Here is an 18,983-nt window from a genome sequence, read left to right on the forward strand (position 1 = left end):
GTGGGCCCATGGCGGACTTCGACCTGGTGGTCATCGGCTCAGGCCCCGCGGGAGAATGGGGCGCGGTGCAGGCCTCGCTCGCGGGGAAGCGGGTGGCGGTGGTGGAGCGGGAGTTGGTGCTCGGCGGCACCGCGGCCAACACCGGCACCCTCCCCTCCAAGACGCTGCGCGAGACGGCGCTGCACCTGTCCGGCTTCAAGGCGCGCGGCCTCTACAGCGTGGACGCGACGCTGCGCCACGAGGCCACCGTCTCCGACTTCCTCTTCCGCGAGCGCCGCGTGAAGCAGATGGAGCGCGAGCGCATCCACAAGAACCTCCAGCGCCATGGCGTGGCGCTGTTCCAGGGCTCCGGCGCCTTCGTGGACGCGCACACCGTCGCGGTGAAGCGCGACGGCGCGGAGGTGGCCCGGCTCACCGCCGGCACCGTCCTCATCGCCACCGGTTCCACGCCGTACCGCCCGCCGATGTACCCCTTCGGCGACCCTCGGGTGCACGACTCGGACGAGATCCTGGACATCACCACCCTGCCCCGCACGCTGGTGGTGGTGGGCGGCGGCGTCATCGGCTGCGAGTACGCGTGCATGTTCGCCGCGCTGGGCATCCCGGTGACGCTGGTGGAGGTGAAGCACGACCTGCTGGCCTTCCTGGACGCGGAGATTGGCCAGCGCCTGCGCGACTGCATGGAGACGCTGGGCGTGCGGCTGCGCCTGGGCCAGACGGTGGAGTCCGCGCACGTCCCCGAGTCCCACGAGGAGCCCATCCGCCTGAAGCTGTCCACCGGCGAGGTGCTGGAGGCGGACCAGGTGCTGGTCGCCTCCGGCCGCACCGCGAACACCGCGGGCCTGAACATCGAGGCGCTGGGCGTGAAGCAGGGCAAGCGCGGCCAGATTGAAGTGGGGCTCGCGTACCAGACGGCCGTGCCCCACATCTACGCGGTGGGGGACGTCATCGGCTTCCCCGCCCTGGCCTCCACGTCCATGGAGCAGGCCCGCATCGCGGTGGAGCACGCGTTCGGCCCGGGCAAGCGCACGCTCACGCCCATCCTGCCCTACGGCATCTACACCATCCCGGAGGTGTCCATGGCCGGCGACTCGGAGGAGTCGCTGCGCGCGCGGAGCATCCCCTACGTCGTCGGCCGCGCCACCTTCGACACCAACCCGCGCGGGCAGATCATCGGGGAGAAGCAGGGGCTGCTGAAGCTGCTCTTCCACCGCGACGACCTGAAGCTCCTGGGCGTGCACGTGCTGGGCGAGCAGGCCTCGGAGCTGGTGCACGTGGGGCTCACCGCGCTGCTCACCGGCTCCACCGCGCAGCTCTTCGTGGAGACCTGCTTCAACTACCCGACGCTGTCGGAGGCCTACAAGGCCGCCACCTACGACGCGTTGGATCAGGTCCGCGTGAGCAGCGCCTGATCCACCGCGGCCGCTAGCGCGAGTCCTTGAGGCTGCCCACCGTGAGGCCCGCCTCGCGGGGGGCCACCCGGTTCACCCCGTCCGAGGACACCCGGGCCAGCGCGGGCGCGGCGGCGGGCGGCGCGGCCCTGGGGGGCTGGGAGGCCGGAGCCTTGGCCCCCCCGGCCTGTCCCGGGGCGCCCTGGAGCAGCGAGCGGATCCGCTCCCAGCGGACCTTCTCCTCCGCCACCAGCCGCACCAGCTCCTCGCGGGCGGCCGCGTCCGGCAGGTCCGAGGCGGCCGCCGCCACCTTGTCCATGAAGGGCAGCAGGTACCCGAAGTCCCGGTCGAAATTGGGGGTCGCCATGGGGGGCACCTTAGCCGTGGTAGACGCGTGACGCGACGATGCGCCCGCCCTTCACCTCCAGCACCTCCGCCACCGGCAGGGGGGCCTCATTGGGCGCGTGGCGCAGGTACTCCATGAACACCCGGTCCCCGTCCGCCGTGAGGGCCGTCTCCTCGTAGCGCAGGCCCGGCAGCCGGGCGATGGCGTCCCTCCACCACCGCTCCAGGGCCGGCCGGCCCACCAGACGCCCGCCCGTCTCCGGGTGCAGGACACGAATCTTGGGCGAGGTGTGTGTTGCATCCTCCGCGTAGAGCGAGACCAGGGCGGTGACGTCGTGGGCGTTGAAGGCCTTGAGCCAGGCTCGGGCCAGGGAGAAGTTTTCGCTCGCGCTCATTGTTATGAGACCTCAGTCGGAACAGGGCGGTGGAACGTAGGCGGATGTACGCCCTACGTCATGCGGATTTGTCTGGTAACTGGGTCCTGTGGGAAGTAAGGGCCCCGCCTGCTCTGTTCCCTCAGGCAATTTTTTCAATCGAAGAAGGACCGGATCGTGGCCTCCAACGTACCCATCGAGAAGATTCGTAACATCGGTATCTCCGCCCACATCGACTCGGGCAAGACGACGCTGTCCGAGCGCATCCTGTTCTACACGGGCAAGATCCACGAGATCCACGAGGTCCGCGGCAAGGACGGCGTGGGCGCGGTCATGGACTCGATGGACCTGGAGCGTGAGAAGGGCATCACCATCCAGTCCGCCGCCACGTACGCGATGTGGGGCGACTACAACATCAACCTCATCGACACCCCGGGACACGTGGACTTCACCATCGAGGTGGAGCGCGCGCTCCGCGTCCTCGATGGCGCCATCCTGGTGCTCTGCTCCGTGTCGGGCGTGCAGTCGCAGTCCATCACGGTGGACCGCCAGATGAAGCGCTACAAGGTTCCGCGCATCGCGTTCATCAACAAGATGGACCGCTCGGGCGCGAACTATGATCGCGTCGCCGCGCAGTTGAAGGAGAAGCTGGGCCACCACGCCGTGAAGCTCCAGTACCCCATCGGCGCGGAGGACCGCTTCCAGGGCCTCATCGACCTGCTCTCGATGAAGGCGTTCTACTTCGACGGCGAGAACGGCGAGAACATCCGCGAGGAGGCCATCCCGGCGGACATGCTGGACGAGGCCAAGCTGCGCCGTGACGAGATGATCGAGGGCATCGCCAACGTCGACGACGAGCTGGGCGAGGCCTTCCTGATGGACCCGGGCTCCATCACCGAGGAGCAGCTCCGCGCCGCCGTGCGCCGCGCCACCATCGCGCTGAAGATGACGCCGGTGATGTGCGGCTCCGCGTACAAGAACAAGGGCGTGCAGTTGCTCCTGAACGCGGTGTGCAGCTACCTGCCCAACCCCAAGGAAGCGACCAACGAGGCGCTCGACCAGAAGAACAACGAGGCCAAGGTCATCCTGGAGTCGGACCCGACCAAGCCCTTCGTCGGCCTGGCGTTCAAGCTGGAAGACGGTCGCTACGGCCAGCTCACCTACATGCGCGTGTACCAGGGCAAGGTGAGCAAGGGCGACTTCATCATCAACCAGGTGAACCAGAAGAAGGTCAAGGTTCCGCGCATCGTCCGCATGCACGCGTCGGAAATGCACGACGTCAACGAGGCCACGGCCGGCGACATCGTCGCGCTGTTCGGCATCGAGTGCGCCTCCGGCGACACGTTCACCGACGGCACCGTGCAGTACACGATGACGTCCATGTTCGTGCCGGACGCCGTGATCTCGCTGGCGGTGACGCCGAAGAACCGCGACACGCTGGCGAACTTCTCCAAGGCGCTCAACCGCTTCCACAAGGAAGACCCCACCTTCCGCGTGCGCCGTGACGAAGAGTCCGCGCAGACCATCATCAGCGGCATGGGCGAGCTCCACCTGGAGATCTACATCGAGCGCATGAAGCGCGAGTACAACTGCGAGGTGGTCGCCGGTAAGCCGCAGGTGGCGTACCGCGAGACCATCTCCCAGAAGGGCGAGTTCGCGTACACGCACAAGAAGCAGACCGGTGGTTCGGGTCAGTTCGCGCGCGTGTGCGGCTACGTGGAGCCCCTGCCCGCGGACGCGGTGCAGCAGTACGAGTTCGTGGACGACATCGTCGGTGGCTCCATCCCGCGCGAGTTCATCCCCGCGTGCGACAAGGGCTTCCAGGAAGCCGTGAAGAAGGGCAGCCTCATCGGCTTCCCCGTGGTGGGCCTGCGCGTGGTCATCAACGACGGCGCGTTCCACGCGGTGGACTCGTCCGAAATGGCGTTCAAGACGGCCGCCATCATGGGCTTCCGCGAGGGCTACGCCGCCGCCAAGCCGGTCATCCTCGAGCCGATCATGAAGGTGGAGGTCACGGCTCCGGAAGACTTCCAGGGTTCCGTCGTCGGCCAGCTCAACCAGCGCCGCGGCACCATCCTGGAGACGGGCACGGCCGAGGGCTACGTCACGGCCGTGGCGGAAGTGCCGCTGAACACGATGTTCGGCTACTCCACCGACCTGCGCTCCGCCACCCAGGGCAAGGGCGAGTTCACGATGGAGTTCGCCAAGTACCTGCCGGTCCCCCGCAACGAGGCGGAGGCCCTGATGGCGCAGTACAAGGAGAAGCAGGCCGCGGAGCAGGCCGCCCGCAAGTAGTCCGGGTGCCCACGCCGCACTGGCTGTAGGAAGGGCGCTCCCCGCTTCAAGTGGGGGGCGCCCTTTCGCTTTTCCCCTCCCCTTTTCGAAAGGTTCCTTTCCGTGACGCTGCTTCGCGCCGCCAACGTCCAGCTCGCCTTCGGCAGCCGCACCGTCTTCGAGGGCCTCACCTTCACCATCGAGGAGGGTGAGCGCGTGGGCCTCGTGGGCGTCAACGGCTCCGGCAAGTCGTCCCTGATGAAGATATTGGCCGGCGCGGCGAAGCCGGACCTGGGCGAGCTGCAACTGCGCCGGGGCGCGCGCGTCACCTACCTGCCCCAGGAGCCGGAGTTCCCCGAGGGCGCCACCGTGGCCAGCGAGCTCGCCGTGTCCCAGGCGCCGCTGAAGGAGGCGCTGGACGCGCACGCGGAGCTGTCCCGGAAGCTGGAGGCGGACCCCGCGCACGCCACCCCGAAGATGCTGGAGCAGTTGTCCGCCCTGAGCGACCGCATCGAGCAGGCGGGCGGCTGGGACACGGAGCACCACGCGAAGACGCTGCTCGACCGGCTGGGCGTGAAGGACTGGGACCGGCCCGTGGCCCAGTTGTCGGGCGGTCTGAGGAAGCGCGTGGCCATCGCGCGCGCGCTGCTCACGCGCCCGGACCTGCTGCTGCTGGACGAGCCCACCAACCACCTGGACGCGGACACCGTGGACTGGCTGGAGGACGAGCTGGACAAGCTGCCCGGGGCGCTGCTGCTCGTCACGCACGACCGCTACTTCCTGGACGACCTGGTGGACCGCATCGTGGAGATCCAGCCCGGCGGCGGCCTCGTCTCCTACCCCGGCAACTACGCGGCCTATGTGGAGCAGAAGCTCGTGGCCCAGGAGAACGCTGAGGTCGCGGAGCACAAGCGCGGACGCTGGATTGCCCAGGAGGTGGCGTGGCTGCGCAAGGGCCCGGAGGCGCGGCGAACCAAGAGCAAGGCCCGCATCGAAAGGGCGCAGAAGCTGCTGGCGGAGAAGGGCTTCCAGCGCCCCAAGGTGGCGGACCTGAAGGTGGTGGCGGCGCCACGGCTGGGACACACCGTCATCGAGGCCGAGGGGCTGAGGAAGTCCTTCGGCGAGCGCAAGGTGCTGGACGGCGTGGACTTCCGCCTCCAGCGCGGCGAGCGCGTGGGCTTCCTGGGCCCCAACGGCGTGGGCAAGACGACCTTCCTGCGCGTGCTGCTGGGGGAGATCCCCGCGGACAGCGGCAAGCTCGTCATCGGGAAGAACACCAAGGTCGCCTACTACGATCAGCAGCGCGCCCAGTTGGACCCGGAGCAGACGGTGTACGACGCGGCCTCCAACGGCGAGGACCACGTGGAGCTGGCGGACCGGAAGGTGGCCCTGCGCGACTACCTGGAGGACCTGCTCTTCCCGGTGCCCATGCAGCGCATGAAGGTGGGCGCGCTGTCGGGCGGCGAGCGCAACCGGCTGCTGCTGGCGCGGCTCTTCCTGGAAGGCGCCAACGTGCTGGTGCTGGACGAGCCCACCAACGACCTGGACATCGTCACGCTCAACATCCTGGAGCGCCTGCTCCTGGACTTCGCCGGCAGCACCCTGCTGGTGACGCACGACCGGTACTTCCTCGACAAGGTGGCCACCGCCATCCTCTCCTTCGACGGCGAGGGCAAGGTCACCCGCTACGAGGGCAACTACGACATGTACAAGCGGCTGCGCGAGCAGTCGCAGGCCGCCGCGCTCAAGGCCGCCGCCGCGCAGAAGAAGGACGAGCAGAAGAAGGACGAGCCGCGCGAGGAGCCCGCCCAGAAGCCCGCGCCGAAGAAGCCCGGGAAGCTCTCCTACAAGGACCAGCGCGAGCTGGACGGCATGGAGGCCACCATCGAGGCCGCGGAGAAGCGCAAGGCGGAGCTGGAGGCGAAGCTGGCCGACCCCGCCGTCTACAGCCAGGGCTCCAAGGTGGCGGAGGTGAACCAGGCCCTGGAGGCCACCACCGCCAAAGTGGATCGGCTCTATACGCGATGGCAGGAATTGCAGGACCTGGCGGCCGGCACGGCCTGAGCTGCCAGTCTTTTCGTGGGGGAGGACACAATCCGCTGCGCCCCGTGCATGATTTTCGGGTCGGGGGACTCTGGCTAGAGTCCGCGTCCCTCCGCCTCGGGAGTCGTCACGTGTTTCGTCCGGCCTCGGTCCTCGCCGCTGCCCTGCTGTCCCTCCCCTTCTCCGCCCACGCCCTGGAGAGCGGCCCCAAGAGCCCGCTCCCCATGTTCGACCTGCAACGCCTTCGTCTGGATCCGGCGGCGCTGGGCTCGCTGGTGGTGGGGACGGGACGGACGCTGGCGCCCGGGCAACTGCGCGTGGCGTTGAACTACCACTACGAGCAGTTGCCCCTGCACTTCCAGACGCGCTGGGAGCCCGGCGAGGGCACGGGCCTGGTGGAGAACAAGATGTCCGCCCACCTGACGGTGGGCATCGGCGTGCTGTCGTGGCTGGAGCTGGGCGGCGAGCTGCCCTTCGTGCTGACGCAGGGGGGAAAGCCCACGCTGGAGTACTTCGGGCCGAAGACGGGGGGGCTCGCCACGCCGTGGCTGACGGCCCGGGCGGCGCTGCTGCGCCAGACGAAGGGCGCCCCCATCAACCTCGCGGTGGCGCTGACGGCGGGCCTGCCGGTGGGCAGCCGGGAGGCGCAGGCGCACGAGGACTACGCGTGGCAGCCGCGCCTGCAACTGGGCTACGTGGGCGAGGGCTTCCAGGTGGGCGGCGAGGCCGGCGTCTTCCTGCGCAAGCGCCAGGACCTGGGCCCCGTGTCCTACGACCCGCGCGACATCGCGGGCAACGAGCTGCGGCTGGGCGCCACGGTGACGTCGCTCCACGGTGAGACGACGCGCGGCGAGGTGAGCGTGCTCACGGGCATCCCGCTGGACGGGGGCCGGGTGGGGGCGGAGCTGCTCATCGCCATCCGCCGCCACGCCCTGTCCAGCCTGGACCTGTACGTGATGGGCGGCCCGGGCGTGGGCGCGGGGTTCGACACGCCCACCTTCCGCTTCGTCGCGGGCGTGTCCTGGGCCACCAGCAAGGTGGACTGACGCGGGGGGCCCGTCCCCTACTTCGGCATGAAGCCGAAGGCCTTCACCATCGCGATGGCGATGCCCAACAGGCTCTCGCCCGCGATGAAGCCGGAGGAGACGGGCAGCACCGTGTCCTCGGCGAGCTTCGGCTTCAGGCGTTTGATCAGCGCCGCCAGCGCCGCGCCCACGAAGAGGCTGATGGAGCTGGAGCCGGGGATGACCATGGCCAGCCCCAGGCCGGACGCGGTGGGGATGAAGGCCTTCACCTTCGGGTGGGCCCAGCGCTCCAGCAGCACCAGCGTGACGCCCAGCAGCGCGCCGGCCAGGGCGCCCATGCGCGCGGTGGGGTGCAGCGCGGACATGCCGGAGGCGAGCATCTTCGACACGCCGGCCCACACCATGGAGGACGGCGCGGGGAACTGCTCGGAGCCCAGCACGTCCGCGGTGGGCACCAGCAGGTTGAAGATGGGCACCACCACCACCGCGCCCGCGGCCACGCCGAACAACTGCGCGAAGAACTGCTGGCGCGGCGACGCCCCCAGCAGCCACCCGGACTTGAGGTCCGTGAGCAGGTCCGCCGAGTGCAGGCCCACGCCGCCCGTGGCGTTGGCGCTCATTACGTTGGCGGGGATGTTGCCCGGCGCGAGCCCCCCGAAGATGAGCTGGGTGACGGGGCCCAGCGCCTTGGTGGGCGTGGTGTCCGTCTCACCCGTCACGCGCGACGCGACGACGCCCATCACCACCGCCAGGGGCAGCGCGAGCACGCCGGCCCACCAGGGAATCTGGAACAGCCAGGCCATGAGGAAGACGGCCACGGGGCCCAGCAGCGCGAAGCCCAGCGGGAACCAGGCCGGCGGGCACTCGATGTCCGCCAGCGGATCCGCGCCCGCGCCCTCCTGGGGCTTCCTGCCCACCAGCGAGCCCAGCGCGGAGAAGGAGCGCACCACGCTCCTCCACTGGAAGGCGAAGGACAGCAGGCCGGAGGACACCAGCACCGCGGAGCCCGTCCACAGCGACCAGCCGTTGATGGCCTTGTACGTCACCTCCGGGATGACGCCCTGGGTGAACATGGCCGGCGCCAGGAAGCCGTAGTTGAGGATGGCGCCCAGCAGCATGGACCAGCCGGTGCGGAAGTTCACCAGCGCGCCCGCGCCGATGAGCAGCAGGCTGAAGTCGAAGGACAGGGACCACTTGCCCGCCTCGCGGCCCAGGATGTTGAAGGGCAGGCTCACCTTCTCCGGCAGGTTCTTCAGCCAGGTGAAGCGCGCGTCGCGCACCAGCACCAGGAACGCGCCCACCAGGCCCGACAGGCCCAGCAGCCGCGCCTTGTTGCGCGCCACGTCGCCGTGGCCGTGCAGCGCGCGGATGGTCTCCGCGGTGGCGGTGCCGGTGGGGAACGGCAGCGCTTCGATGTTGATGAGCTGGCGCTTGATGGGGATGGCGGCGAAGACGCCCAGCGCGGAGATGACGGCGAACCACAGCATCAGCCAGCCGGAGGACGGCAGCGTGCCGGTGAGCATCAGCAGCGCGGGCACCGCGGCCATGTTGCCGCCGCCCGTCATGTAGCCCGCGGCGGACGCCACGGAGCCCATGGCGTTGTTCTCCAGGTCGGTGAACTCGTTGCTCAGCAGCTTCAGCGAGCGCAGCGTGCCGAACACCGCGAAGGCCAGGATGCACGCGGTGATGGTGACGCCCAGGCTCCAGCCCGTCTTGAGGACGACGTAGAGGTTGGACAGGCACATCACCGCGCCAATGAGCATGCCCGCGATGACGGCGCGCACGGTGAGCTGCCGCGCGCCGCCCTGGTAGACGTGCTCCCGCCAGTACAGCTCCGGATCCATGGCCGCGGAGGCGCCGGGCCGTTCGGGGACGGCGCCGGGGTCGGGCGCGGGGACGCGGAGCTGGCTGGGGTTCGGGACGGGAGGAACCATGGGGGGCGCAAGATAGTGCACGCCCCCCGGGGTCACGAAACGCTCCGTGACTCCCGGCTGGGAAAAGGCACTACCCGTGCGCGCCGCCCGGCCCGTGGACGTGGCCGTGCGCCAGCTCTTCCTGCGTCGCGTCACGCACTTCGCGCACGGTGACGTCGAAGTGGAGCGTCTTGCCGGCGAGCGGGTGGTTCAGGTCCACCACCACGGAGTCCGGGTTCACGGCGATGATGCGCAGGGGGACGTCGCCGTCCTCCGTCTGGGCCATCAGCGTGCCGCCCACCTGGGGCAGGTAGGTGGTGGGCAGCATGGTGCGCGGGACGTTGCGCACGCCCTCCGGCTTGTGGACGCCGTAGCCCTGCTCCGGCGTCACCACCACCTGCTTGCTCTCCCCCACGCCCAGGCCGTCCAGCGCGCCCTCCAGGCCGGGGACGATCTGCTTGTGCCCATGCAGATAGGCGAGCGGCTGGCCCGGACCGCTCTGGTCGATGATCTGCCCGTCCCCCAGGTGGAGGCGGTAGTCGAGTGCGACGACGCGGCCGTTCGAGACTTTCATGCGGCTAAAGCTCCTTGGATGCGGAAGGACGGCGGATGGGACTTCGTTCAAAGGTGGAGCCGGGGCGGTGCCACGTCAGGCGGCGGGCGACTGCGCCGCCTCCTCGCCGACCGGCCGGTCGGGGGGCTCGCCGCGAGACACGTACACGGCGGCCGCCAGGTCTCCGGTGACGTTGAGCACGGTGCGACACATGTCCAGGAAGCGGTCCACGCCGAGGATGAGGCCCAGCCCCTCCACGGGGATGTGGAACATGCCGAGGATCATCGCGATGACGGGGATGGAGCCCGCCGGCACGCCCGCGGTGCCAATGCCCGCCAGCACGCAGATGAACATGATGGTCGCCTGCTGGGTGAGGTCCAACTGCACGCCGTACACCTGCGCGAGGAAGAGGACGGTGACGCCCTCGAAGAGCGCGGTGCCGTTCTGGTTCATCGCGGAGCCGGCGGTGAGCACGAAGCGGGACACGTTGCGCGGCAGCTTGAGGTTCTCCTCCGCCACCTTGAGGGCGGTGGGCAGCGTGGCGCTGGAGGAGGACGTGGAGAACGCGGTGACGATGGCCAGCCGGCAGGAGCGGAAGAACTCCACCGGGTTGCGGCCGCCCAGGAAGCGCACGGACAGCGAGTACACGACGAACATGTGGATGCCCAACGCCAGGAGCACCACGCCCACGTACGACGCCAACTGTCCCAGGATGTGGAAGCCCAGGCGCGCCGTCATGGAGAAGAGCAGCGCGCCCACGCCCACGGGCGCCAGCTTGAGCACCCCGTCGATGAGCTTCATCATCACGTCGTAGAGGCCCTGGATGACGTCCTTGAGCCGCTGCGCGGGCTCGCCCGGGGTGAGCGCCAGGCCCAGCCCGAAGATGAGCGAGAAGACGATGAGGCCGATCATGTCCCCGTCCGCCGCGGCCTTCAGCGGGTTGGTGGGCACCATGGACATGAAGAGCGCGCCCGCGGTGGTGTCCCCGGGGGGCGGCGCGGGCTTGATGGTCGTGCCCGTGCGGGCCAGGGCGCGGGCCTCGTCGCTCAGGCCGTCGCCGGGCCGCAGCGTGTTGACGAGCAGCAGGCCGATGAGCACGGAGATGACGGAGAAGACGACGGTGTAGCCCAGGGTGCGGGCGCCCAGGCGGCCCACCTGCTTCAGGTCCAGCTCCGCCACGCCCACGACGAGCGCGGAGAACAGCAGCGGCACCACGAGCATCAGGAGCAGGCGGATGAAGATCTGCCCCAGGGGGTTGGTGACGTGCTCGACGAGCCAGGTGAGCCAGTCCGCGCTCCCGAACACGGCGTTGCAGACGAGCCCGGCCGCCGCGCCGATGGAAATCCCGAGGAGCATCTTCTGATGGGGCTTCATGAGGGGGCGAAGCCTACCGGTGAAAGGAGGTGGCGCCCACCTCGCGTTCGGGGGAAAGCTCCCGCCCCATCGTGCAATCCCTCGTCCAGCTCACCGAGCCCGCCCTGCCCCCGCCCCTCTTCCAACGGCTGACCCGCCGGGTGGGGGACCTGAAGGGAGAGCGCCTGCGTCACACGTACCAGACGACGTTCTGGTACGCCTTCGGGCCGCCGGAGAACGTGGTGGAAGAGGTCATCCACACGCTGCGGCCCCGGGTGACGAAGGGCTGGAAGATTGCTGGCGTGGAGTGGTGGCTGTCGCGGATGCGGGCCACGGACGTGCGGGTGGACTTCCACCAGGACCGGGACGAGCGGCTGGCGTTGGCCACGGGGAAGCTGGTGCACCCGGTGCGCTCGTCGGTGTTGTTCCTCAACCGGGTGCGCGGCGGCGCGCTGGCGGTGACGCGGGAGCCGCCGTGTGAAGACAACCCGTCGCTCGCGCCGGAGCGGATGGAGGACCTGACGCTGGTGGCGCCGCGCCCCAACCGGCTGGTGGTGTTCGACGGGACGCTGACGCACGGGGTGCTGGACGCGGACAACCAGGTGCCGGACGGCAAGCTGCCGGGGCCTTCGCGCGAGCGGCGCACGCTGGTGATGAACTGGTGGGGCCACCGCCCCACGGACGTGCCCACGTGGAGCGAGACGCGCTTCTACCGGGCGCTGGCCACCTGACGGGCCGTCTCCCGCAGGCGGTGGGTGACGCGCTCGGCCCACTCGGGTTCGACCTCCATGCAGGCGGGGCGGCGGCCCAGGCGCAGGGCGGCGGACGGCATGGAGCCGCTGCCGGCGAACGGATCCAGGACGGTGTCGCCGGGGCGGCTCCAGGTGCGGACCAGGGGCTCCAGCACGGAGAAGGGCTTGTGGTGCGGGTGGCCGCCCCACTGCGCGGCTTCCGCGTCATCGTCGTAGCCGCCGACGACGGCCCACACGGTGGGGGCGTCCCCGGGGGCGAGCGGCGGCGCGGGCGAGCGGGCGATGACGAGGGCGACCTCGTAGACGCGCAGGAGCTGCTCGTTGGCGTTCTTGTCGGTGGTGCGCTTGCCCCAGACGTACTCGCCGCGCAGGTGGGTGTAGCCCAGGCCGTGCGCGGCGGTGAGGATGGGCTCCTTGCCCAGCAGGTTGGTCCAGATGATGAGGGGCGCGTCGGGGGTGAGGTGCGCGGTGGCGCGGGTGAGCCAGGCCTCGGAGAAGACGCGGTAGTCGCGCACGGACTCGAAGCGGACGATGGGGTTGCGGTCGATCTTCTTGTTGGCGCGGGGGTCGCGCAGGTCCCCGCCCTTGCGGCGCCGGGTGAGCAGGCAATAGGGCGGGTCCGTGTGGAGCAACGAGGCGCGGGTGTCGCCGAGGGCGGCCCGGTAGCCCTCGGGTTCGCGCGCATCGGCGCGGACGCAGCGCAGGGATTCGGGCGTGAGGTCGGAGGTCATCGTGTGGAGCCGCACCCTACCCGGCATGGGGACGGGGGTGCCGGGATTCTGGCACGCTCGGTGGCCATGCGGGTTCGTCACATCGCGGCGGTGCTGGGCTGGCTGCTGCTCTGCGGATGCCAGTCCGCGGGCGGAAGCCAGACGCGGCGGGAGTACCAACAGACGCTGGATTCGGGCACGAACGCGTGCCGCCACAACCCCGCGTACTGCGCGGCCATGCCCGCGAGTGTTCGAACCACGGCGCAGGCCGGCGCGTCCGTGGCAGGGGCGCTGAAGGTCATGGATGCGGCGGCCCGAGCCAGTATTCGGGAAGTCATGCAGGAGTGCGCGGACAAGGCGGACTCAGAGGTGAACCTGCGACTTCTCGACGGCAAGACGCCTACGGCGCAGCAGTGCGGGGAGCAGGTCGGGACGGATGCGGAGGGCAAACCCATCACCCGGGCCATGCAGTTGGGCCGGGAGAAGCACGAGGTGGCCCTCCGCTGCGTTCAGGCACGCCTGTCCGCGGAATGGCCAGGTCGATTCAGTCTGGAGCAGCGGTACGGCTACGACATGAAGACGGGAGCGCTCCGGTTGATCACCCGTGCGCAAGCGGAAGCGTGGCTTCGGTCCGGACAGGCGGGCCAACTTCTGGGCACGATCATTCCGGATGTCGTCATCCATCTGGGAGAGCCGTTGGAGCCCGAAGCTGCCTTCGACTTCAAGTTTCCGTGTCCCATCAGCAATCCCGCGAGTTGGAGGCGCTATCCCCGCAACCATCCCTATGAGGGGAAGACGCAAGGTCAGATGTATGAGCAGGTCCTGGGCATTCGTCCCTGGCTCGTCGTCCCCATCCTTGGAGCATCGCAGTGAACCGCTCACATCCCCAAGTCCGGATTCGCGCAGGGCACGGAGGCATGTTGGTCCGGGATGGCGTCAGCATTGCCTTCTACTTGAGGCATTCGCACCGGGACATCACCCAGCGGATTGAACACACCCTCCATGTGTTTCAGCAGGCCATCGCCCCGGCATCCCTGGATTGGTATTGCGACTACGAGGGGGACTTCCATGAATTGGATGAAGAGGGGCGGGCGTTGCTGGAGCAGGAGTTCCACGCCTCCCGGTTCGCCCATGTCCATCTGGCGGATCACGTCAACGGAGTGGGCGATTACCAGTTCATCTATGAAGGCCAGTGGAGGGAGAACCCCGGGTCCCCTGATGCGTCGCGGCTGTCGAGCACCGTCACATTCTGGCTCCCCACGGAGTTCCTGGAGTCACACGGGCCTGACGCCGTTCGCGAGCTGGCACTGAAACTCTCAGCGGACCTCCCGTTCGCCTCGGGGCACGCGGGCCTTGCGTTCAACGCAGAGCTCGGACTGCTGGAGGTCGATCAATGGATCCAGCGCGAACGCCTTCGCCATCCCGGAATGGATGTTCCCGATGAGTCCGCGTCCCTGCACCTGGGCGACCGGATCCGCGGTGTCCATTGGCTGAACTTCCTGGGGCCGCCGGTGCTCACGGAACTGGGCGGCGTGGAGGCCCTTCGTGGACGGCTCAAGAGTCCTGGCACGACGGTGCAGTCACTGTCCGGTAAGCGTGCGGTCATCACCCTGGGAAGTGAACCCGACGCGGGAGACGTGACGCAGAGCCCTGTGCTACCGGCCTACCGTGAGCTGGCCCGCGCCCTGGAGCCCTGGCTGTACTTCCAGGGCGACTCCCGCCCCTGGCGAGACACCGAAGGCCAGCGTCGATGGGAGCGCCGGTTCCTGGACTGAGCGGGGCTTCGGGCTCAGGGGAAGTTGACGCCACTCCAATGCACCGTCCGGATGCCATCTACATCCGTGACGATCAGTTGATAGCCCTCCAGCTCCGCGTTGTTCACATCGAACTCCAGAATCAATGTCGCCTCGGACTCGGCGGCAATGGGGCCGGTCTGAAAGGGCGGAAAGGATTGCCACTCCCTTCCCCTCCGGTCCACCAGCACGGCCCTCCCGATGGTCCACGGCTTCTTGTCGGCCGTTCGCAGCACCATCTGCACGGCTCGCCTCGGGCCTGACGTGAACGCCGCGCCCCTGTCCATCTGGAATGAACACGGGCGCCTGCAGTTGGCGGGCTCCCATTTTCTATTGATCCCAATGCCAGGAAGTGACGTCGAGCCTATCAGGAGCCCCCGAAGCCCCATCGGCTCACGCGTGCTCCCGCCCGAGGAAACGCGCTCCTGCCGCAAGCGCTCGATCTCCGCGCGAAGTTGCTGCACTTCCTGGTGGTACGACTCCGCGGAACGCACCCGTCGGTAGATCTCCACCTGCCGATCCACGGCGCCTGAACCCACCACCAAGGTCAAAAACAACCTGGAGGGAAGCGCCGAGCCCGCATCCTTGAAGGGAATGGACAGCTTCAAGCTGCCTCCCCCCTGCAAGTCATTGGATGGCACGAGCACGAGCACGGAACTGCCCGTGCTCACCCGTGCGAACTGGGCTCGTGACTCCAGGCTCAGTTGGTCCTGCTGGATGTCGGTATCGAAGAGGAGCGTCGTGCTCACCCCTGGCCCGATGTGGATGGGGCGCGTCCCCACGCCATCCGCTCCCACTTCCATCCGGAGCGTCCCCTCAACCGCGTCGTTTGCAACGGGAGGAGCCGCCAATACATGGGTCGACCAGAGAAGAACCGGAAGCGCGACGAACAGACAGGAGGGCACGGTGGGGAGGGCTCCTCGAACCGGGGCAACAGAAGCTCCCTTCTATCACGGGGCTTTACGCGGACCCGCCGTTCGCGGATGACCCACCTCCACGAGTAGGCGTCGACCTGGCGAAGTGCCTGCTACCTGGGCTCGTAGTATATGTTGAGCCGCTTGACCCCAACCACACCGTACAACTGGTTCGGGATCCACCGGGTCGTGGGGGTGTCCGGACTGTAGCCTTCCGAGTTCACCGCATGGCCGATCTGAGTGCCGTCCACGTCGAAGTACTCCATGCAGATGGGGAAGACCCTCCCGTCAGGTAGGATGGCCTGCGTGAAGAGCAGTCGGGTGATCAGCGGATCGAACACCGCGCGGCCCTTCACGACCGTCCCTATCGGCAAGGCACCGCGCCTCGCCGCCGCATTATGGACGATGCCCTGGATGGGTCCTTCACGGACTTCCAGCTCGAATCGCTGCGACTCTTTCAGCCAGAGGCCGTCCCACGCCATGTGGCCGGACCTCAACTCCAGCATGGCCTCCTTGGCCCCCGCCGGGCACGGTTCGCTCCGATCCCTGGGGGCGTTGGCATTGCCGCCCGCGCATGACGCGCCCACGCAGGCCGCAACGGCCGCTCCAGCGATCTTCCGCATGACACCGCCGTCCGCTCGCAGGGGCTTCACAGAGGGGGGCGCAACCTCGGTGGACACGGGCGGAGTCGGCTCCACCGCAGCGGAGACACCCGCATCCGGGGAAGACGCCACCGCGAGCACGGCGGCATCGGGAAGACTCGGGGTTGGTGTCACGGACGGACTTCCTTTCTCAGACACAGGCGCGACAACAGGTGGAGGACGGGCCGGCGTCAGCCGCGCCAGCCCGAAGATCAAGAAGCCCAGCAGGAGTGCGCCCAGGGCGAGCACCGCGCCGTTGCGACGGCGCCGCTTCGGCTCGACGGCCTGCGCGGGCAAGGACGGTTCCGGAGGCGCTGACTCCCGGGGTTGCGCCGTCGGCGGCGGAGCGTTCCCGGGGAACTGGGACAGCGACACGACGCCCCGGTCCAGCCCGGCCTCATCTGGAGCCGCGGGGACGTCCAGCGAGACCTTCCAGTCCGCGTGGCGCTTGTCCTTCGCGGCGTCCCAGAGCGCCTGCAGCAGCGTCTCCGTCCCCGAGTAGCGATCCTCGGGGCGCTTGGAGAGCAGCCGCATCGCGATGTCCGACAGGCTGGAGGGGACCTTGGGGTTGATGTCCTTCGGCGCTCGCGGCACCACTGTTTCGATGGCGGGCAGCAGCCGTTCGTAGGGAAGGCGTGGGTCGAAGGCGTAGCCGTCCGTCAGGGACTCGTAGAGCAGCGCGCCCAGCGCGTACAGGTCGCCCGGGATGCCCGCGTCGAAGTTCGCTCCGGACTTCCAGGAGCCTTCGCGCAGGAAGGTCACGCACTCGGGCGGCAGGAGGTGCGGCGACGCGGGCGCCACGCCCACGGTCAGCGTGGAGGCTCCCGGGATGCGCGCCGTGCCCAGGTCGATGAGGATGGGGCGCTCATCCAGGCGGCGGATCAGCAGGTTGTCCGACTTGAGGTCGCGGTGATGCACGCCCCTGCGGTGGAGATCCGCCACCACCCGCACGACCTCCGTGTAGACGGTCAGCAGGTGCGCGGCGGAGGGCTTCACCCGCCAGCGCCACTCGTGGAACGTCTCGCCGTCCACGAAGTCCGTGACGTGGAAGAGATAGCCGTCCGGTGGCTCCGGCCAGCGATCCACGGCGTGCACGCGCGGCAGGTTGGGATGCGGCGCGCACGCGAGCAGCGCCGCCACCTCCCGCGCGAGCCGCCCGTTGACGTCCTCTTCATCGCTGGCGTGCTGGTTCGCCGGGCGCAGCGCGAGCTTCAGCGCGTAGACATTCCCGCTCCGCTCCACCTTGAACACCCGCCCGAAGCCTCCCGCGCCAAGCGTCCCGACGATTCGCCAAGGGCCGACGTGGTGGCCGACTTCAAGCTGGTCCGGATGGAGCGGTGTGCTCATGCCTCTGACTCATGCCGTGACACAACCTGGGAGGTGGGGACGGCCACCCGGGGTTTCAGGACCGGCGAGGGCGACTTCCCTGCCACACCCCACCGCAGAGGTCGGATTCCCCGCAATCCGCGAGCGTGCCCGGCCGACGACGGCGCGGACCTGCTTGGCGGAACCACCCAGGGAGCGGTGTTCAATGCGGACAACCTCCGGGGTTGACCCTATCTGGCCCTGCGGGGCTGTCACGTTTTTTCGTGACGCAGCAGGGGGGTCGCCCCTGAACGGGCGTCCAACCCGCCAGGCAGCCTGAGGTTCGTGAAACAGCTTTCAGCCTGTCCGGATGTGACGGCATCCCCTGTCTGGGATTGCGCGGGGCCCGTCTTCGGGCCGGCTATCCGCCTTCGTCGGCCGTGTCGTCGGCTTCCGCCAGCGCGCGGGCGGCCTGCTCCCACTGGCCTCCCAGGCGGGCCTCGGAGGCCAGGGCTTCGTCCCAGGAAGGGCCATCCGGCAGGAGCCGCGACGCGTGCTGCAAGGCCAGGCGCTCCAGCGCGCGGGCTTCGCACAGGCGGCGCAGCTCCAGCGCGTCGAGCCCGTTCGCGGCGAGGAAGCCCTCACGGCGCGAGGCACGAACGTTCCGCTCGGTCCACCACGCGGCCTCCTCCGCGGCGAGCTCCTCCTCCGTCGCGGCGAGCCCCAGCGAACGCGCCCAGCCCGCGAGCAACGCCCGCCGCAGGCCTGCCTCCGCCCATGCATCCGCATCCGGCGCGCCGCGCAGCAACTCCATCACGCGCCCGGAGTCCACGGCGCGCGAGCCCACGCGCGTCACGTCCTCCATCAGGCGCCGGCGCCGCACCAGCGACGAGGGATTGCGCCGCGCTCCAGGTTGCGGCGGAGGCGCACGGCTCACGAACTCCGCGCCCGCGCGCACGCACTCGATGGCGTCCAGCCGCTTGAGGTCCTCCACGCCGCCCGCGAACCAGGCGTCCCAGGCGTCGCGCACGGGCCGGGTCCACGCGGGCTCCACGGCCTCGCGGATCCGGGTCCAGGTGCGCTCCTGGTAGAAGATGCCCGCGGCCGCGTCCACCAGGGCCTGTGCCCCCGCGCGCCCCAGCACGCGCGCCTTTCGCGCCAGCTCCGCCGCGTGCCGCACGTTCACCAGGGGCACCGTGAGGGGGCGCCAGCCGTGTTCGGTGTCCGCGTGCAGCAGCGCCACCTCCGCGTCGTCCACCGCCACGCCGTCGCGATACCAGCCGAAGATGCGGCCCACGCCGACCATGCCGTGCTCGGACAGCTCGGAGGCACGCAGCGCGCCCATGCTGCCTCCGCCAAACACGGCCACTCCGGCCTCCAGCGCCGCGAGCAGCTCGTGGTGCCACACGGACGGCTGCGCCTCGAAGACGCCGTCCACCAGCACCAACGCCCGGGGCTTGAGCGACAGCGCCCGCCACACGTCCCCCTGCCGCGCGGGAGGCAACACCGTGCACGGCGCGATCCGCCGCGCCTCCGCCGCGGGCAACGAAGGTCCCAGGAACACCACCAGGTCGTCCGGCCGGCGCTTCACGCGGGC

At 69.4% G+C, this 18,983-nt stretch carries 16 protein-coding genes; 7 read left to right on the top strand and 9 right to left on the bottom strand.

The genetic code is table 11. From position 1 onward, the window contains the following. The first annotated feature begins 8 nt into the window (after positions 1–8). Positions 9–1,412: a Si-specific NAD(P)(+) transhydrogenase gene (sthA, locus tag K8612_RS13665; protein ID WP_223744199.1), complete on the top strand. Its 1,404-nt coding sequence runs from the start codon at positions 9–11 to the stop codon at positions 1,410–1,412. A gap of 13 nt (positions 1,413–1,425) precedes the next feature. On the opposite strand, the gene K8612_RS13670 is transcribed toward sthA, so the two are convergent. Together K8612_RS13670 and K8612_RS13675 are read right to left on the bottom strand one after the other, a co-directional pair. Next, positions 1,426–1,758, bottom strand: coding sequence for a hypothetical protein (locus tag K8612_RS13670; protein WP_223762565.1), 333 nt, complete (start codon positions 1,756–1,758; stop codon positions 1,426–1,428). A 10-nt stretch (positions 1,759–1,768) separates the two neighbouring features. Then, positions 1,769–2,131 (bottom strand): nuclear transport factor 2 family protein, encoded by a 363-nt coding sequence (locus K8612_RS13675; protein WP_120548854.1) that lies wholly within the window; start codon positions 2,129–2,131, stop codon positions 1,769–1,771. A 156-nt stretch (positions 2,132–2,287) separates the two neighbouring features. Between K8612_RS13675 and fusA the strand changes: the two genes are divergently transcribed. The 3 genes from fusA (at position 2,288) to K8612_RS13690 (ending at position 7,473) form a co-directional block, all read left to right on the top strand. Continuing rightward, positions 2,288–4,405 carry an elongation factor G gene (fusA, locus tag K8612_RS13680; RefSeq protein WP_223744196.1) on the top strand — a complete coding sequence of 706 codons (2,118 nt, stop codon included), beginning with the start codon at positions 2,288–2,290 and terminating at the stop codon, positions 4,403–4,405. A gap of 102 nt (positions 4,406–4,507) precedes the next feature. Next, on the top strand, positions 4,508–6,448 hold the full coding sequence (locus tag K8612_RS13685) for an ABC-F family ATP-binding cassette domain-containing protein (RefSeq protein WP_223762566.1): 1,941 nt from the start codon (positions 4,508–4,510) through the stop codon (positions 6,446–6,448). Between the two features lie 110 nt (positions 6,449–6,558). Beyond that, positions 6,559–7,473, top strand: a complete 915-nt coding sequence (locus K8612_RS13690) for a flagellar motor protein MotB (RefSeq protein WP_223744194.1) — start codon at positions 6,559–6,561, stop codon at positions 7,471–7,473. 17 nt (positions 7,474–7,490) lie between these two features. Here the strand turns inward: K8612_RS13690 and K8612_RS13695 are convergent, their stop codons facing one another. The 3 genes from K8612_RS13695 to K8612_RS13705 all read right to left on the bottom strand — a co-directional run bounded on the left by K8612_RS13695 (position 7,491) and on the right by K8612_RS13705 (position 11,292). Further along, positions 7,491–9,386, bottom strand: coding sequence for an OPT family oligopeptide transporter (locus tag K8612_RS13695; protein WP_223762567.1), 1,896 nt, complete (start codon positions 9,384–9,386; stop codon positions 7,491–7,493). Between the two features lie 70 nt (positions 9,387–9,456). Next, positions 9,457–9,939 carry a peptidylprolyl isomerase gene (locus tag K8612_RS13700; protein ID WP_223744192.1) on the bottom strand — a complete coding sequence of 161 codons (483 nt, stop codon included), beginning with the start codon at positions 9,937–9,939 and terminating at the stop codon, positions 9,457–9,459. 75 nt (positions 9,940–10,014) lie between these two features. After that, on the bottom strand, positions 10,015–11,292 hold the full coding sequence (locus tag K8612_RS13705) for a dicarboxylate/amino acid:cation symporter (protein WP_223762568.1): 1,278 nt from the start codon (positions 11,290–11,292) through the stop codon (positions 10,015–10,017). Between the two features lie 71 nt (positions 11,293–11,363). Between K8612_RS13705 and K8612_RS13710 the strand changes: the two genes are divergently transcribed. Then, the gene (locus tag K8612_RS13710; protein ID WP_223762569.1) at positions 11,364–12,002 is read left to right on the top strand and encodes a hypothetical protein; all 639 of its coding nucleotides are present in this window, start codon (positions 11,364–11,366) and stop codon (positions 12,000–12,002) included. Here the strand turns inward: K8612_RS13710 and K8612_RS13715 are convergent. Beyond that, on the bottom strand, positions 11,981–12,754 hold the full coding sequence (locus K8612_RS13715; RefSeq protein ID WP_223762570.1) for a DNA methyltransferase: 774 nt from the start codon (positions 12,752–12,754) through the stop codon (positions 11,981–11,983). The genes K8612_RS13710 and K8612_RS13715 overlap by 22 nt on opposite strands. 60 nt (positions 12,755–12,814) lie before the next feature. On the opposite strand from K8612_RS13715, the gene K8612_RS13720 reads away from it, so the two are divergent. Both K8612_RS13720 and K8612_RS13725 read left to right on the top strand, forming a co-directional pair. Then, on the top strand, positions 12,815–13,606 hold the full coding sequence (locus K8612_RS13720) for a hypothetical protein (RefSeq protein WP_223762571.1): 792 nt from the start codon (positions 12,815–12,817) through the stop codon (positions 13,604–13,606). 44 nt (positions 13,607–13,650) lie between these two features. Next, the gene (locus K8612_RS13725) at positions 13,651–14,508 is read left to right on the top strand and encodes a DUF3396 domain-containing protein (protein ID WP_223762572.1); all 858 of its coding nucleotides are present in this window, start codon (positions 13,651–13,653) and stop codon (positions 14,506–14,508) included. A gap of 14 nt (positions 14,509–14,522) precedes the next feature. Here the strand turns inward: K8612_RS13725 and K8612_RS13730 are convergent, their stop codons facing one another. From K8612_RS13730 to K8612_RS13740, 3 genes are all read right to left on the bottom strand, one after another. Further along, the gene (locus K8612_RS13730) at positions 14,523–15,431 is read right to left on the bottom strand and encodes a DUF2381 family protein (protein ID WP_223762573.1); all 909 of its coding nucleotides are present in this window, start codon (positions 15,429–15,431) and stop codon (positions 14,523–14,525) included. A 122-nt stretch (positions 15,432–15,553) separates the two neighbouring features. Next, a complete protein-coding gene (locus K8612_RS13735; RefSeq protein ID WP_223762574.1) occupies positions 15,554–17,428 on the bottom strand; it encodes a serine/threonine-protein kinase in 1,875 nt (624 codons plus the stop codon). 379 nt (positions 17,429–17,807) lie between these two features. Further along, positions 17,808–18,977 (bottom strand): TfuA-like protein, encoded by a 1,170-nt coding sequence (locus K8612_RS13740; protein ID WP_223762575.1) that lies wholly within the window; start codon positions 18,975–18,977, stop codon positions 17,808–17,810. Positions 18,978–18,983: the final 6 nt, after the last annotated feature.

The organism is Corallococcus sp. AS-1-6, assembly GCF_020037015.1.
In the GTDB taxonomy this organism is placed as follows: domain Bacteria; phylum Myxococcota; class Myxococcia; order Myxococcales; family Myxococcaceae; genus Corallococcus.

What these genes read in the sequence shown, in the direction of transcription:
- sthA (WP_223744199.1), top strand. Translation starts at nt 9, where the DNA reads ATGGCGGACTTCGACCTGGTGGTCATCGGCTCAGGCCCCGCGGGAGAA.
- K8612_RS13670 (WP_223762565.1), bottom strand. Translation starts at nt 1,758, where the DNA reads ATGGCGACCCCCAATTTCGACCGGGACTTCGGGTACCTGCTGCCCTTC.
- K8612_RS13675 (WP_120548854.1), bottom strand. Translation starts at nt 2,131, where the DNA reads ATGAGCGCGAGCGAAAACTTCTCCCTGGCCCGAGCCTGGCTCAAGGCC.
- K8612_RS13695 (WP_223762567.1), bottom strand. Translation starts at nt 9,386, where the DNA reads ATGGTTCCTCCCGTCCCGAACCCCAGCCAGCTCCGCGTCCCCGCGCCC.
- K8612_RS13700 (WP_223744192.1), bottom strand. Translation starts at nt 9,939, where the DNA reads ATGAAAGTCTCGAACGGCCGCGTCGTCGCACTCGACTACCGCCTCCAC.
- K8612_RS13705 (WP_223762568.1), bottom strand. Translation starts at nt 11,292, where the DNA reads ATGAAGCCCCATCAGAAGATGCTCCTCGGGATTTCCATCGGCGCGGCG.
- K8612_RS13715 (WP_223762570.1), bottom strand. Translation starts at nt 12,754, where the DNA reads ATGACCTCCGACCTCACGCCCGAATCCCTGCGCTGCGTCCGCGCCGAT.
- K8612_RS13725 (WP_223762572.1), top strand. Translation starts at nt 13,651, where the DNA reads ATGTTGGTCCGGGATGGCGTCAGCATTGCCTTCTACTTGAGGCATTCG.
- K8612_RS13735 (WP_223762574.1), bottom strand. Translation starts at nt 17,428, where the DNA reads ATGAGCACACCGCTCCATCCGGACCAGCTTGAAGTCGGCCACCACGTC.